Annotated in this window: 16 protein-coding genes; 15 read left to right on the plus strand and 1 reads right to left on the minus strand. The window is 57.9% G+C overall.

Going from position 1 to position 15,526, the window contains the following annotated elements:
• Positions 1–5 precede the first annotated feature (5 nt).
• The 15 genes from BTUS_RS07860 to BTUS_RS07930 all read left to right on the plus strand — a co-directional run bounded on the left by BTUS_RS07860 (position 6) and on the right by BTUS_RS07930 (position 14,272).
• On the plus strand, positions 6–1,043 hold the full coding sequence (locus BTUS_RS07860; protein WP_013075577.1) for a branched-chain amino acid ABC transporter permease: 1,038 nt from the start codon (positions 6–8) through the stop codon (positions 1,041–1,043).
• Positions 1,044–1,045: 2 nt separating this feature from the next.
• A complete protein-coding gene (locus BTUS_RS07865) occupies positions 1,046–1,816 on the plus strand; it encodes an ABC transporter ATP-binding protein (protein WP_041303943.1) in 771 nt (256 codons plus the stop codon).
• The gene (locus BTUS_RS07870; protein WP_013075579.1) at positions 1,817–2,569 is read left to right on the plus strand and encodes an ABC transporter ATP-binding protein; all 753 of its coding nucleotides are present in this window, start codon (positions 1,817–1,819) and stop codon (positions 2,567–2,569) included.
• Between the two features lie 212 nt (positions 2,570–2,781).
• Positions 2,782–3,873 (plus strand): pyruvate dehydrogenase (acetyl-transferring) E1 component subunit alpha, encoded by a 1,092-nt coding sequence (gene pdhA, locus BTUS_RS07875; RefSeq protein ID WP_013075581.1) that lies wholly within the window; start codon positions 2,782–2,784, stop codon positions 3,871–3,873.
• 14 nt (positions 3,874–3,887) lie between these two features.
• Positions 3,888–4,859: an alpha-ketoacid dehydrogenase subunit beta gene (locus BTUS_RS07880; protein ID WP_052300733.1), complete on the plus strand. Its 972-nt coding sequence runs from the start codon at positions 3,888–3,890 to the stop codon at positions 4,857–4,859.
• Positions 4,860–5,033: 174 nt separating this feature from the next.
• Positions 5,034–5,690, plus strand: a complete 657-nt coding sequence (locus tag BTUS_RS07885) for a helix-turn-helix transcriptional regulator (RefSeq protein WP_013075583.1) — start codon at positions 5,034–5,036, stop codon at positions 5,688–5,690.
• Positions 5,691–5,856: 166 nt separating this feature from the next.
• Complete coding sequence (fabG, locus tag BTUS_RS07890; RefSeq protein WP_013075584.1) at positions 5,857–6,591, plus strand: 3-oxoacyl-[acyl-carrier-protein] reductase; 735 nt, start codon at positions 5,857–5,859, stop codon at positions 6,589–6,591.
• Between the two features lie 59 nt (positions 6,592–6,650).
• The gene (phaQ, locus tag BTUS_RS07895; protein ID WP_041303946.1) at positions 6,651–7,142 is read left to right on the plus strand and encodes a poly-beta-hydroxybutyrate-responsive repressor; all 492 of its coding nucleotides are present in this window, start codon (positions 6,651–6,653) and stop codon (positions 7,140–7,142) included.
• Positions 7,087–7,647, plus strand: coding sequence for a hypothetical protein (locus BTUS_RS07900; protein ID WP_013075586.1), 561 nt, complete (start codon positions 7,087–7,089; stop codon positions 7,645–7,647). Before phaQ ends, BTUS_RS07900 begins: the two co-directional genes overlap by 56 nt.
• Positions 7,648–8,022: 375 nt before the next feature.
• A complete protein-coding gene (locus tag BTUS_RS07905; protein WP_013075587.1) occupies positions 8,023–8,463 on the plus strand; it encodes a DUF4349 domain-containing protein in 441 nt (146 codons plus the stop codon).
• Between the two features lie 115 nt (positions 8,464–8,578).
• Positions 8,579–9,352 (plus strand): 3-oxoacyl-[acyl-carrier-protein] reductase, encoded by a 774-nt coding sequence (gene fabG / locus BTUS_RS07910; RefSeq protein ID WP_013075588.1) that lies wholly within the window; start codon positions 8,579–8,581, stop codon positions 9,350–9,352.
• A 75-nt stretch (positions 9,353–9,427) separates the two neighbouring features.
• Positions 9,428–10,513 carry a class III poly(R)-hydroxyalkanoic acid synthase subunit PhaC gene (gene phaC, locus BTUS_RS07915; protein ID WP_407635228.1) on the plus strand — a complete coding sequence of 362 codons (1,086 nt, stop codon included), beginning with the start codon at positions 9,428–9,430 and terminating at the stop codon, positions 10,511–10,513.
• A 266-nt stretch (positions 10,514–10,779) separates the two neighbouring features.
• Positions 10,780–11,553: a ClpP family protease gene (locus tag BTUS_RS07920; RefSeq protein ID WP_013075590.1), complete on the plus strand. Its 774-nt coding sequence runs from the start codon at positions 10,780–10,782 to the stop codon at positions 11,551–11,553.
• A complete protein-coding gene (locus BTUS_RS19240) occupies positions 11,550–11,774 on the plus strand; it encodes a YlzJ-like family protein (RefSeq protein ID WP_013075591.1) in 225 nt (74 codons plus the stop codon). The genes BTUS_RS07920 and BTUS_RS19240 overlap by 4 nt, the downstream gene beginning before the upstream one ends.
• Before the next feature lie 152 nt (positions 11,775–11,926).
• Positions 11,927–14,272: an FtsK/SpoIIIE family DNA translocase gene (locus BTUS_RS07930; RefSeq protein WP_052300734.1), complete on the plus strand. Its 2,346-nt coding sequence runs from the start codon at positions 11,927–11,929 to the stop codon at positions 14,270–14,272.
• Between the two features lie 27 nt (positions 14,273–14,299).
• On the opposite strand, the gene BTUS_RS07935 is transcribed toward BTUS_RS07930, so the two are convergent.
• Positions 14,300–15,493 (minus strand): hypothetical protein, encoded by a 1,194-nt coding sequence (locus BTUS_RS07935; protein WP_013075593.1) that lies wholly within the window; start codon positions 15,491–15,493, stop codon positions 14,300–14,302.
• Between the last annotated feature and the right edge of the window lie 33 nt (positions 15,494–15,526).

Genomic DNA, 15,526 nt, shown 5'->3' on the forward strand with positions numbered 1-15,526 from the left:
GTGCCATGATTCGCCGTGGGCCGCTTGCACAACTGTATCCACCGTCTTGGCCGGCCATTGTCACGGTGGGGATCGTTTTGGCCGTCATTCCTTTTGCTTTCGGGCCATACGTCCTCAGCGTTCTCATTGCGGTCGGGCTCTCTTCCATCGTTGCGGTGGGACTGTCCCTGTTTATTGGGTATGCCGGGCAGATCTCCTTGGGGCACGCCGGATTCTACGGAATCGGGGCGTATACCTCGGCCATTCTCGCCCTTCGGGGAGTGGACGGCTGGGCGACCATTCTCATTGGCATGGCGATCACCGGAGGAGTGGCCTGGCTGGTAAGCCGCCCCACCCTGAGGTTGGAAGGACACTACTTGGCCATGGCCACCCTCGGCTTGGGAATGATCCTGAATATCATAATGATCCAATGGACCTCTGTGACCGGAGGGCCGTCTGGACTGACCGGAATTCCCCCGCTGACTGTGGGATCCTTCGTCTTTGACGCGGACTGGAAGCTTTATTACTTAATCTGGGTAATGGCACTACTCGTGATTTGGGGATTTCGAAATTTGGTGCACTCCCGGGTCGGGCGGGCTCTGAAAGCCCTGGCGGAAAGCGAAGCGGCGGCTTCGAGCCTCGGGGTGCCGACGGCCCGTTTCAAAGAGATGGCTTTTATCCTCAGCGCCATGGCCGCTTCCCTGGCCGGCAGTCTGTATGCTTTTTATCTGTCCTTCGTCAGTCCTTCTACCTTTGACGCCATCGCGTCCATCGAGTTTTTGATCATGGCTATCGCCGGAGGCGTGCGCAGCGTCTGGGGGGCTCCCGTGGGGGCGGCGGTGGTGACGATTCTGAGTCAGGCGATGAAAAGTGTCGTTCCAGCGCTGTTTCCGTCGGCGGGCGGGGAGTATTCGATCCTTGTCTTTGGTGTGTTGCTCGTGGTTATTCTGTTGTTTCTGCCCCAAGGGATTGTGCCCGGTCTAGCACGGGGCGTGCTCACGATCCGGCACCGCTGGACTCGGCCCGGGGATTCGGGATCGGCGGCTCCAGGAGGGGAGGGGTGAGGATGGCCGAACCGTTGTTGGAGATTCGAAACCTGTCCAAGCGATTTGAGGGCGTCGTTGCCCTGGAAGATATCGGATTTACCGTCCAAAAAGGCCATATCTCCGCCGTGATCGGGCCAAACGGTGCCGGAAAAACGACGTTATTCAACCTTCTGACCGGCATGGTGAAGCCCGATCAAGGCAAAATTCTTTTGGAAGGGCGGCGGATCGACCGGCTTCCAGCCCACGCCATTGCCCGGGCGGGGATCACCCGGACCTTTCAAAATATCGAGATCTTCCAAAACATGACGGTCGTGGAAAATGTGATGGTGGGGCGGCATTTGAGGACCACATCGGGCTGGCTGACCTCATTTTTCTCCTTGCCGGGCAGACTTCGCGATAACCGCCAAGCTTTCCATCGGGCGATGGAGTTGCTGGAAACCTTTGAGCTTGCCGACCGGGCTTTCCAACCTGCGGGAATTTTGCCCTATGGCCTGCAGCGCATGGTGGAAATCGCCCGGGCTTTGGCGGCGGAGCCGAAGCTTTTGCTTCTCGATGAACCGATGGCGGGGCTCAATGCGGGCGAATCCCGAAAGTTGGCGGCCTTCATGCAAGAAATACGGCACACCGGCGTGACGATTCTCTTTATTGAGCACGACATGGAAATGGTCATGGAAACGGCTGACGATATCGTGGTACTGGATCAAGGAAAGATGCTCGCCCAGGGACCGCCGGCCGCCATGCAGCGAGATCCCCGGGTGATTGCCGCCTATTTGGGAGAAGAGGTGATCTAGGTGCTCCGGGTGGAGAATCTGCACACGTTTCGAGGCCGTATCCACGCCCTCAAAGGAGTCGGGATTCATTTGAATCCCGGGGAGATTTTTGCCGTGGTCGGGCCAAATGGCGCTGGGAAAAGCACCCTATTGGGCACCATCGCCGGGCTTTACCGGCCATCCCAGGGCAGAGTTTGGTTTGAAGGCGCTGAGGTCACTGGAACAGCGCCGGAAGAGTTGGTACGCCGGGGTCTAGCCTTGGTTCCCGAACGCCGGCAGGTCTTTCAAGGGCTCAGTGTCCGGGATAACCTACTTCTTGGCGCCTATCACCGATACCGCAAGCAGAGAGAGAGTCTAGAAAAGGACATGGATGACATTCTGACTCTCTTTCCCCGTCTGCGCCAGCGGGTCGGCCAGGCGGCGGGGAGTTTGAGCGGCGGGGAACAGCAGATGCTCGCCGTGGGTCGGGCGCTGATGGCGAGACCCAAGTTGCTGATTCTCGACGAGCCTTCCTTGGGTCTTGCCCCCAAGATGATCGCGGAGTTGTTCGAAGCCTTTGTGGATATGCGGAAATCCCGGGGATTGACGATCCTGTTGGTGGAGCAAAACATCCGGGCCGCCCTGGGGATCGCCGATCGGGGAGTGGTTCTTGAGCGCGGCTGGGTGAAAGTCGAGGGCTCGGTCTCCGAATTGAAAACTCACCCCCAGGTGGAGGTAGCGTATTTGGGGAGATATGCAGAAGCTTCCGCATCTCCCGGCGGCCCGGCGGGATGAGGCCGGGCCGCCTGGTTGGCATGGCCTTTTTACGGGTCACCACCCCGGCGGTGGCCACAAAATCCGTTTCATTTTTTAGCAATTTCAGCCGCACCCGCCCCTTGTACGTTTGCGGGGCGGGCGTTATAATGAAATTGTGTTACTAAAAAATTTTACGTTTATTACATTTTTGGTTGTAAATTTGCGTTTTCGATACACGAGGAGGGTCGAGGATGAGCGAGCCGGCTCTGCAAAGTAAGGATGGAGTCCGGGACGTCGGCGTTCAAGAGGCAGAGGCGCCCCTAAGGGAAGTGAATATTCCGCCAAAGGAACAATGTGTGGAGATGTACCGGTGGATGGTCAAGATCAGGGCCTTTGACCGGCGCTGTGTCCGCCTTCAGCGTCAGGGTCGCATCGGGACTTACGCTCCATTGGAAGGTCAGGAAGCGGCCCAAGTGGGGAGCGCCTTCGCCCTGGACCCCGGAGATATGATGTTTCCCACGTACCGAGATCACGGGGCTATGGCTGTCCACGGTGTGCCCTTGGAGCGGATTCTATTGTACTGGAACGGCCGGGTGGAGGGGACGGACTATCCCCAGGATGTTCAAGTGTTTCCCCCGGCGGTGCCCATCGGAACCCAGATCCCCCACGCCGTCGGTTATGCCATGGCCAGACAGTACCGCGGGGACACGGGAATCGCACTGGGGTATTTTGGGGATGGAGCCACCTCCGAAGGAGATTTCCATGAAGGATTGAATTTTGCCGCCGTATTTCGGGCACCCGTCGTCCTGTTCTGCCAGAACAATCAATATGCCATCAGTGTTCCCTTTTCCCGTCAGACGGCGACTCAGACGGTGGCGGAAAAAGCGGCGGCCTATGGCATCGAAGGAATTCGCGTGGATGGGAATGATCTCCTAGCGGTGTACGCGGCGACCCGGCACGCGGTGGAAAAGGCGAGAAGGGGAGAGGGGCCGACGCTGATCGAAGCTTACACCTACCGGTTCCACTCCCACACCACGGCTGACGACCACACCCGCTACCGCGCCGCCGAGGAGGTGGAAATGTGGAAGAGCCGAGATCCCATTCGGCGGTTTCGGGCGTTTTTAGAAGCCCGGCGGTGGTGGGACGATCAGTCGGAAAGGGCTCTCGCCGATGAGGTGGAAGAGCGGATCGAGCAGGCCGTTCAGACCATGGAGCAGTGGGAAGCGGTAAACCCGGCGGACATGTTCAACCATTGTTTTGCAGATCTTCCGGAGGCGTTGCGAGAGCAGGAGGAAGAGCTCTCGGAAGTGCTGCGGGGGGGGGGGGGGGGTGACCGGTCGTGAGAGACAACCGGAACATGACGATAATCCAAGCCATCCAAGATGGGCTTTACACCGCTCTGGCCGAAGATGATCGGGTTCTGGTTTTCGGAGAGGATGTGGGCCAAAACGGCGGCGTGTTTCGGGCTACCGATGGCTTGCAGGATGCCTTCGGCCCCCGGCGGGTGTTTGATACCCCTCTCTCTGAATCGGGTATTGTGGGCACAGCGGTGGGCATGGCGGCTGCCGGCCTAAGACCGGTGGTGGAGATTCAGTTCATGGGGTTTATTTACCCTGCCTTTGAACAAATTATCAGTCATGCGGCCCGGGTGCGCACCCGCACCCGGGGGCGACATTCGGCTTCCCTGGTCATTCGCGCCCCTTACGGCGGGGGGATCCGGGCGCCCGAACTTCACTCGGACAGTAGCGAGGCGTTTTTTGTGCATCAGCCGGGGCTGAAAGTTGTGGCGCCTTCCGGACCTTATGATGCAAAGGGGCTGTTGCTCGCGGCCATCGACGATCCGGATCCGGTGGTCTTTTTGGAGCCGATTCGACTGTATCGGGCGTTTAAGGAAGAGGTGCCCCTGGGGTACTATACGGTGCCGATCGGGAAGGCCAAAGTGGTGCGGGAAGGCGGAGATCTCGCCATATTCGTCTGGGGCGCGATGGTTCCCCGGGCGATGGAGGCGGCGGAAAAAGCGGCCAGAGAGGACGGGATCGAGACTCGGGTGGTGGATTTGCGCACACTGTTTCCCTTGGATGTGGCAACGATCGTGGAGTCAGTGGAGAAAACCGGCCGGGCGATGATCGTTCACGAAGCTCCCCGCACGGCTGGGGTTGGGGCGGAAGTTGCCACTCTTATCCAGGAAAGGGCCTTTTATTCTCTGGAAGCGCCCGTGGTCCGGGTGACGGGACTTGACGTGCCGTTTCCCCTCTTTTCCTTGGAAGATCTTTATCTTCCGGGGGTTGCTCGGATTCTGTCGGGCATACGCCGGGCCGTGGCCGCTTAAAACCCCGGGGGAAGGACGGGCTTGGAGCGCCCTCATGCCAACCGTCGCTTCTACCTACACACCTCGCCGCCGTCTCTTTGCCGAATCGCCCGATCTCCGCGGAGGTTCCGACTCGTTAGCGACGTGATATAATAAATTTCGACTGCAGTTGTGCCGGGGCGAGGTGAAAAATGAATGGGGGAGAAGGAACTTCTTTTCAGCAATATTCAAACATTGATGGAGACTTTGGGGAGGTTGCTGGGAGAGGACTGCGAAGTCGTTCTGCACGATTTTGACCATCCGGAACGTTCCATCGTCGCTATTATCAACAACCGGGTGACGAATCGACAGGTGGGAGACCCAATCTCGGAGTATGCTTGGAAAGTCCTCCGCCGCGGGATCGAGGAGAACGAACACGCCATTGTGTACCGCACTTACACCAAGGAAGGAAAACGAATTCGATCCACCAATGTGTTTCTTCGGGACGCCGGGGACCGGGTGGTGGGCTGTGTGAGTTTCAATCAAGATTTGAGCCGCCTGGAGTGGATCCGGGGTTGGGTGGACAATTTTCTGCGGGACGACGCAGATTCCGTGGATGAGGTGGCCGATGAGTTTGCCCACGATGTGATGGCAATCCTGAATAAAATGGTAGAGCAGACCATTGCGGGACCGGGGAAAGAGATTCATCGCCTCACGAAAGACGAAAAATTGATGATCATCGAAGAGTTGGACGAGAAAGGTGCGTTTCTGATTAAAGGGGCGGTGGATCTCATCGCTTCCCAACTTGGCGTATCGAGGTACACGATCTACAATTATTTGGACGAAATTCGTGCCAAAAACCGGATGATGTGACGACTGGTCCGAATTCCACCGCCCAAAAGGCGGTTTTTTTATTTACACGAGGAAATGAATGGAGTAGAATGCTTATAGATGTAAATAGCCTCTATAGGCAAACAACCAATCGTGTTTCTGCACGTGGCGATTATCCGGAGAAAACTTGTGGAGGCGATCACTATTGATGAAAGATAAGGTGGCGGTCATCACCGGCGCGGCCAATGGCATCGGACGGGCGACTGCGCGCCTCTTTGCTGCCCATGGCGCAAAAGTGGTGTTGGCGGACGTGGGGGACGCGGAGGGCTCAGCTTTAGAATCGGAACTCAAGGAAGGCGGGACGGAGGCCCTCTTCCTCCACGTGGACGTTCGAAAAGAAGACCAGGTACAAGAGATGGTGGACAGAACCCTGGAGCGATTCGGACGAATCGACGTCCTGATCAATAACGCCGGGATTACCCGGGATGGATTGTTGGTCAAACTTCCCCTTGTCGCGTGGCACGAAGTTTTGGCGGTCAATTTAACAGGTGTCATGCAGTGCACAAAATCGGCTGCCCCGGTGATGATCCAGCAGGGAGGAGGCGTAATCCTCAATGCTTCTTCGGTGGTGGGCTTGTACGGCAACATCGGTCAGACGAATTACGCGGCCACCAAAGCCGGCGTGATCGGCTTGACGAAAACCTGGGCCCGGGAATTGGGGACCAAAGGCATTCGGGTCAACGCCGTCGCCCCGGGGTTCATTGAAACCGGCATGACCGCGAAGGTGCCAGACAGAATCTTACAGATGGTGGAAGAGCGCACACCTCTCAAACGCATGGGGCGTCCCGAGGAGGTGGCGCACGTCTACCTCTTTTTGGCGTCAGATGCCGCCAGCTTTATTAATGGCGCGATCATTCCGGTGGACGGAGGATTGGTCCTCTGACATTCGGGATTGACATGGGCGTGCTTATAGATGTAAAATACACTTAGAGGTGAATTGAGATGACGGAGACGCCAATGGAAAGGGGGCTCCTTGGCAAAACGCCAAAAAATTTTCTCCTGCCGTACATCCTGTTGATCCTGCGGGAAGTTCCGGTTCACGGGTACGAATTGGTTCAAAAGTTGGCTGTTTTTGGTTTTCAAGATCTAGACCGGGGGAACGTGTACCGGATCCTTCGGCAACTGGAAAAAGACCATTACGTACAGTCCGAGTGGAACACGGAGACAGCGGGACCTGCAAAGCGCCTCTATTCCCTTACGGACGCCGGAGAGGCGTACCTGCGGTTGTACGCTGCGGAATTGGAGCGTTACCAGAGTATGTTGGACCAGTTTTTTCGGACCTACAGCAGTATCTTGAATCTGTACAACCCGTTTTTGGGGGTTTCCGGCGAATCTTTGACAGACTCAGCCAATTCAACGAAAACAGGGAGGAGTCACCATGACCCAGGCCACCCCGAATCCAAAGAAACCCGAGAAGACGACCTACCGGAGTGACACCATTCTCGACCCAGCCTGGAAATATTACGAAGACAGGGCCGGCGATTGGCAACGGTTTATCGAAAAGCGGGAAAACGACTATTTGAATGCCGTCGCCGAATCTCGAAAACTGCTCGCCACCGCTCGGAAAAATGTAGAGGGTTTGACCAAAGATTTGATCCGGGAGTCAGAACAGGTGTGGAAAAGTTTCTTGCCGAAGGGCTCGAATCCCGGGGACGCCCAGCAATCTCAGAATCAGTCCTGGGAGACTTTGGCCCAGAAGGCCCAGGATCTGTGGTGGACGCCCTGGAAGTCGTATATGGACTGGAGCGAAGCCTACGAGGCGCGGTGGGAGGAGCAAAACCAGACTTGGATCCGGCAGGTTCAGGAACAGCGTAAAGTGTTTTGGGACTTCGTCGATCAAAATCAAGATGCGCTGAAAAAAGCCCAATACCAATGGTTTCATGCCCTGGAGGACGGAGTGCGTCCTTGGTTGAGCGCCTGGGGCAAAGAGAACGCTTAAAGGGATCAGCCCGGCATCTTTCCCGATGAAACGAAGAACCGCCCGTTTTTGCGGATTGGCGCAAACGGGCGGTTTTTTGTGAACATCGAATCGGTCGGGAATATTGAAGAGGGGGTAGCGCTATATATCAAAGGTGTGACAACAAGAGATCATCAAGATCGAGGATTTCTTATCATATTCTTAACATATTTTTCACATGTTCTTCGACATCAGTCGACGACTTTGTTACATGAGTTTTGGTACACTTGGTCGTAGAAAGACCGTCAACTGATAGTGCGCCAAGGGGGTGGGAGCCCGGTCGGGGGCGGGGGGCAATGACTGTCGGTCGCCGGTACCATTGCGTTAGAATCGGAGCTTGACGAAGGAGCGGATGGCATGACCGTTCAGTATTCAGATCCTTTCTTAGCATGGAAGAAAATCTACGATGAATGGGAACCACAGGCTGCCGAGGCATGGAACACTCTTCTGACGAGCGAAACCTATTCCATCGTATCCGCCCAAATGATGCAGGCTTTTCTTCAAATCAACCAATTAGTTTCCCAAACGATGAAATCCGTCGCCGAGAAATCCCACCTCCCCTCCATCGACGACGTGGCGAGGCTCGGGGAAATGGTGGCGGCGGTGGATGAAAAGATCGATGCCATAGACGAACGACTCATTCGGGTGGAAGAAACCTTGAAAAAGATGCAAGAGGCTCTGGAGAGTCGAACCCGACTTGGCCAAGGAAGCCGGGGCCGGCGGACCGCGAGTCGGGACGAGAGTCCTGAGGATCGGGAAGTCTCGGGGGATGCGCCCTCTTCCGGGGGCGAGGAATAGCTCCGGACTGGGCGCAAAAGGCTTCTGAATGCTCTTCTTTCAGGATTCGCGTGTCGTCCATGAGTTTTATGTACGGTAATGACCGACCACGATGGGGAGAACGGGGGAGATCAGAATGGCACTTGCTGAGGAAATGGTCGTTCAAGGACGTGTATTGGTGGGTAAGGTTGCGCTGGTCACCGGGGCCTCTCGGGGGATTGGCGCGGCCATCGCCCGGGAGTTAGCCAGGCTCGGGGCGACCACAGTTCTCAACTATTGCCGAAGCGCAGAACAGGCTGAGGCTTTGGTGCGACAACTCAGCGCGCACAATGATCGGGTTGCCGCCGTGAGGGCCGATGTTTCCCAACCGGAGGAGATCGATCGGTTGTGGAAGGAAGTTTCCGACGGATTTGGACCGATCGATATCCTCGTCAACAACGCTGGGATCACCCGAGACTCTCGGTTCCTCAACATGTCTGCAGCCCAGTGGGAAGATGTGATGCACACCAATCTGGACAGCATGTTCCACCTCACACAACGGGTTCTCCCCTCGATGATCGAGAACGGGTTCGGTCGTATTATCAACGTTTCTTCCATCATTGCCCAAACAGGCGGGTTCGGTCAAGTGAATTACTCCGCGGCAAAGGCCGGCATCATCGGATTCACCAAGTCCCTCGCCCTGGAGACGGCCAAATATAACATCACCGTCAACGCCGTGTGCCCGGGATTTATCTGGACGGATATGGTGGCGGCGGTCCCTGAAAAAGTTCAGGACAAAATCAAAGCGAGGATTCCTATGGGCCGGTTCGGTCTTCCAGAAGAAGTGGCAAAAGTTGTCCGGTTCCTGGTGGTGGACGGAGATTACATCACCGGACAATGCCTGAATGTGAACGGTGGCATGTACATGTAACATTCGGAGAAACTCGCCAATTGCGAAAGGGGAGCGATGATGGCGGCAGAGAGTTGGCAGACCATGTGGAATGCGATGTTTCTTCAACAGGATGCCCTGGCCAGAATGGGTTCCCGGTGGCTGGAACAAGCGCCGACCGGTTGGCGCCGGTACCGCAAAGCCGCGGAAATCCTCAGCCAGGCTGAACCGCCGGCCGGACAAACACCCAAGACCACCATCTGGCGAAAGAATAAGATGCGCCTGTATCATTTCTCGTTACCCGGTGTGGAGCGTGTACACCAATTTCCGGTACTCATGGTGTACGCGATGATCAACAAACCCTACATCCTCGACATGGAGCCCGGACATTCCTTTGTCGAATTCCTTGTGCAGCAGGGGTTCTCGGTTTACATGATCGATTGGGGTGTCGCTGGACCTGAAGATCGACACAACGGGTTCGCGGAGTACATGTTCGACTATCTCGACAAGGCCGTGGGGCGGGTTTTGAGGCACGCAGGCGCGGACCGAATTCACATGTTCGCCTACTGCATGGGCGGAACGATGGGAGCGATGTATACCGCGCTTTTTCCAGACAAAGTCAAGGATTTGACCCTGCTCGCCGCGCCGATCGACTTTCGACATGCCCCGTTGTACAATCAATGGCTGCGCAAAGAGTATTTTGATGTGGATAAGCTTGTAGAAACCTTCGGCAACGTTCCGCCCGAAGTGATTGATTTTGGCAACAAAATGTTGAAGCCCATGAGTAATTTTGTCGATCCCTGGGTTTCATTGCTGGATCGGGTGGATGACGAAACTTTTGTCCACAGTTGGAGGATGTTGAACAAATGGGTCAACGACGGAACTCCGTTCCCGGGTGAGGCGTACCGCGAGTGGATCCACGAGTTCTACCAGGAGAACAAACTGGTCCAAGGGAAATTGATCCTGCGGGACCGTCCCGTGGATTTAAGTCAGATCCGTTGTCCCGTTCTTCTGCTGACGGCCGAGCGGGACCACATCGTTCCCCCTCCACAAAGCGAGGCGCTGTTTGAACACATCTTAAGTTCCGATCGGACGGAATACCAATTCCCCGTCGGACACGTCAGCCTCGTGTACGGCGGGACGGCCAGTAAGCGGGTATATCCGCGAACGGCTGACTGGTTGAAGGCGCATGATGCAATGTGAACATGGTGTGAGGGACAGGGTCGCCGGACGCTCACGTGCACCGGCGGCCCCGTCTGTCGTCCCGTCGACTGCTCGAACTCAAGGAATCCGGGACGATGCCGCTCCCCGCTTTTTACCATTGTCAATCGATTCAGAATCATATATCCTCAAGCCTTTCTCCCAGCCACCCAAGGTTTTCCTCCTCATCCGGACATACTAAGGGCAACGGGGCCCGACGGGCGGGCCGCGGAATCTGAGCTACCGTGAGATGTCGAGGGGGATCAAACATGGATCAATACCACCCAAAACCGTTTGTTATTGCGGGTGAGGGGGAGGAGACACCGGGCGCCCCTCCTCAGGCGACACCGCCTCCTTCCGGCCCTTTGCAGGCTTTAGAGCGGCTGGGACAAACCCAGGTTCCGGAGGTGGACAGCGATCTGTATTGCATCACGATTATCGGGCAGATCGAAGGCCACATCATTTTGCCCCCCCAGAATAAGACGACGAAGTATGAGCACGTGATTCCGCAACTGGTGGCCGCGGAGCAAAACGACAAGGTGAAAGGGGTGCTCATCGTTCTGAACACCGTCGGAGGGGATGTGGAGGCCGGGTTAGCCATCGCCGAGATGATCGCGACCCTCACCAAACCGACGGTGACTTTGGTGCTCGGCGGGGGGCATTCGATCGGCGTGCCCATCGCCGTGGCCGGGCAGTACAGCTTTATCGCCGAATCGGCGACCATGACCATTCACCCGATCCGATTGACGGGTATGGTCATCGGCGCGCCAGCTTCCTGGGAGTACCTGGAGCGCATGCAAGAACGGGTGGTGCGCTTTGTGGTGGATCACTCCAAGATCTCTGAAGCCCAGTTTCGGGAATTGATGATGAAAACCGGAGAGTTGGCCCGGGACATCGGAACCACCGTGGTAGGCAAAGATGCCGTCCGCTACGGACTGATCGACGAGATCGGCGGCATAGGTCGGGCGCTCGGAAAATTGCGGGAGATGGTGGACGCCGCTGCAACCCGCCAACCTCCTGCGGGAAAGCCGGTGATCCAATGATTCTCTACACCGCGGTGCCTCTTTCCCTTGTTTTTGCAGGAGAAGCGCGGCCTGCTGCCCCCAAAATGGAAATCCGGGTCGGGTCCGCCTGTCTGGAAGTGGAGTCCATCGGCGCGGATCGCGTGCGGATCGTGCGTTTAATCAGCCCAAACCCCGCCGATTATCTCCGGCCGGAATACCAGCCGGGCCGCGAACTTTCCCTTTATCTCGGAATCCCATAACAATTTGGCCGATGCCAGCCGGGGCGAAACCGGCCCGGGAACCTCGTCCGGAAGGAAAAGCCGATTCCCTTGGAGAAATGTAGTAGAACGTACAGCGGTTTTTCCGAGGGAGTGGGCATGGCGTGAGTAAGGTCGAGCAGGCCAAGGAATGGATGAAAACGGAGATTACGGGGCTGGCCATTGTTGCGGCCTCCTTGATTTGTCTAGCCCAGCTGGGGTGGATCGGCCGATCCCTCGCTCACCTCGCCATGTGGGTGGCGGGGGGGTGGTATGTCCTCGTCCCCCTGGCCATGCTGTGGGTCGGGGGCTATGTGATTGTCAAAGGCCGCGCCCCTTCTTGGAACCTTCGGGTGACGGGAGTCTTTCTGTTTATCGCCGTTCTTCTCACCTGGGAGCAGCTCAACCTCTACACCTCCCTTATCCGCAGCCATCCTTTGACTCCACCGGATCTGTGGACGATCACCACCCACCGGATTGACCAGTTGTATTTGGCCAGCACCGGTGCAACCGAAGGCGGGCACCCCGTCGCACCCCCGGAGCGTGTGGGGGGTGGGGCGGTGGGGTATGCCCTTTTTTCCGCCACTCACTTTTTATTCGATACTTTAGGCACCGAGATCGTGCTGCTCATATCCGCCATGGCGGCGATCATTCTGGCCACCGGCCAGTCGGCCCTGTCAGTGTGGGAGACCTTGAAAAGGTGGGGTGTCCAGTTGGCTCAGGGGATTTCCACCCGCATCAAAGCCCTCGCCGACGCCTGGCGGGCGACCTCTGACGCGGATGCTCAAGCGGCCGGACGCCGTCGAACACCAAAGGGGGGCCGAAAGGCGTCCGAAGAAGCGTTTCCCATTCGCGATTTTTCCGAAGCCGGGGCGTGGGTCGAGGAGGAAGCGCAACCCGACACCATCGTTGCTCCACCCGCTGTCGATGCGGGGACAGAGGCCGACGAGGACGACCCGGTTGCCGTTGTCGATGAGGCCAAATCCCGGATTCAAGTACGGCTGTCCAAAGACCGGCCATCTGGGGTTGGGCCGACTCCGGAGGAAGGAACCGTCGTGTCCGCCAGTCCTCTTGGGCGCACGTACCACCTGCCGTCCATCGGGTTATTAAACCCGGCGCCGCCGGGGCGAAACAGCTCGGATCTGAAGGACGTTGCGGCCAATGCCCACAAACTTGAGCAAACCCTTGAAAGTTTTGGCGTGAAGGCAAAGGTGTTGCAGGCTTACCGGGGGCCAGCGGTCACCCGTTATGAGATCCAACCGGCCGTGGGCGTCAAAGTATCCAGGATCGTGGCGTTGACGGATGATTTGGCTTTGGCTTTGGCGGCCCCGGATATCCGCATGGAAGCTCCCATCCCGGGGAAGTCGGCCATAGGCATTGAGGTTCCCAATCGGGAAATCGCGATCATCCCCTTGCGGGAGGTGTTAGAAACCCCGGAGTTTACTCAGGCGAAAAGCCTGCTCACCCTGGCTTTGGGCCGGGATATCTCCGGCACGCCGGTGATGGCGGATCTCGCTAAGATGCCCCATCTGCTCATCGCCGGTGCCACGGGATCCGGTAAGAGCGTGTGTATCAACAGTTTGATCATCAGCCTGCTATTTCGTGCCGACCCGGATCAGGTGAAGCTTGTCATGATTGATCCGAAAATGGTGGAACTGGGGGTATACGGGGGGATCCCCCACTTGATGGCTCCGGTGGTCACCGACATGAGGAAAGCGGCCGCCACTCTAAAGAAAGTCGTGGAGGAGATGGAAGGGCGATACGCCTTGTTCGCCCGGGAAGGGGTCCGGGACATGGAACGGTACAACGAATTGGCCCGTCGATTCGGACGCCCTCTCTTGCCATACATTGTCGTCGTGGTGGACGAGTTGTCCGATCTGATGATGGTCGCTCCCGGAGAGGTGGAGGATGCGATCTGCCGCCTGGCCCAGATGGCCCGGGCGGCCGGGATCCACCTGATCGTCGCCACCCAACGGCCTTCCGTGGACGTGATCACCGGGCTCATCAAGGCCAACATTCCTTCCCGGATCGCCTTCGCGGTCTCCTCCCAGGCAGATTCCAGGACGATCCTCGACATGGGCGGTGCAGAAAAATTACTCGGCCGGGGGGACATGCTGTTCCTTCCCGTCGGCGCTCCAAAGCCGATTCGGGTACAGGGTGCCTTTGTCTCCGAGGCGGAGGTGGAACGGGTGGTGGAAGCGGTCAAAACCCAAATGCCGGCCCAGTATCGAGAAGACTGGGATGTGTCGGGCGGGGAAGAGAGTCCTCAAGAGGATTTGGACCCCTTGTTCGACGAGGCCGTCGCCCTGGTGGTGGGCTCCGGGCAAGCCTCGGTATCCCTTTTGCAGAGGAGGCTCCGCATCGGATACACCCGGGCCGCCCGGCTTATCGATCAGATGGAAGGGCGCGGCGTTGTCGGCCCCTTTGAAGGCAGTAAACCCCGGGAAGTTCTGTGGACTCCGGCACAGCTCGAACGGCGCCGGGGCTCTCAGCACCCTTAGTGCTGGGCATCCCTCGCAACCGCTGGCTCAGTTCTCGTAACCGAGGCGTCGACTTTGTGCCACCGGAGCGAAACCGACGGCAAAGGCGGCACCACCGGCGGCAGTCAGGAAAAAACCGAGGCGAAAGGCCGTTTCGGTGGGCAAGACCAGAGCGCCAGCCATGAGAATCGTCAAAGATCCAAGGCGTCCCGCCGTGAGAAACCACTCTCGCATCAAAAAATATTGTCCCATGTGGGTGCCCGCCTGAGGAAGACCGCCTATGATATCCATGCTCGCAGCCCCGTAGGAGGCAGCGGCAAAGGGCACAGCCAGCGCATTGGCTGCGCCAAAGATATAGAGGGCTGCCGAGCTGGGAAACAGGGTGGGCCCGAGCCCGGCTATGACGAGTACCGCAGCGGAAAGCCACAACAGGCGACGCCGGGACCGGGCGGTGAGCCATCGTTCCACCAAGAATCCGCCCATGAGCGTCGCGGTGGAGGAGAGGATGAGATAGAGACCGCTGGCCGCCTCGGTGCCAGTGACGACGTACACGAAGACGAGAGGGAGAGCGAGCGCCAGTGACTCTCGGCTTCCCCAGAGGAGACTCGCGCCGAGGAGACCCCGCCAGCTGCCGGACAGGGGCGGTGTTTCTTTCCAATCGAACAGCTCCGGCGGCGGAGGGGCAAGACGCCTGGATGTCCGGTATAATAGGACCAGCAGCACAGCGACAAGGCCGAACAGGAAAGGGTGCTCCCCTCGAGGCAACGTGCGGAACACGATTTCAGCGGCCAAGGGCGTAGAAATCGAGGCCGTGGAAGCGGTGAAAGTGTGAAGCCTCTGGTAATGGTCCCGGGTGCGGGGGGCGGTGGCCCGAAGCCATTGTTTGTTAAATCCCCACCAGTAGAGCCCGGTCCCTAAGCCGTTCAGAAATCCCGCCGCGAGGGGTCGGTGCCCCAACCAGTGTTCCGCCAGAGCCGCCCAGACGGCCACGGCGGCGAGGACCACCGCCCCGGTGCGCAAAGGGATGCCGGGGTCGAAGCGCTCCAGAATCCCTGCAAAGGCAAAACCGAGTCCGGCGAACAGAAACACGGCGGCTTGGTAGGTTAAAAAAGGAACCAGATCTGGGTTTGACGTCCAAATGACCAGGTTGAGCAGTGCCGTTTCCAGCGTGGTGGCGGCGGCAAACAGCCCGCCGACGAGGACCAAGGTTCGCCCGGGGTTGACGCCGCGGTTGCGGGCCATGCCAATCCCCCCTCTCCTTCTTTGAGACTAACC

The organism is Kyrpidia tusciae DSM 2912 (assembly GCF_000092905.1).
GTDB lineage: Bacteria > Bacillota > Bacilli > Kyrpidiales > Kyrpidiaceae > Kyrpidia > Kyrpidia tusciae.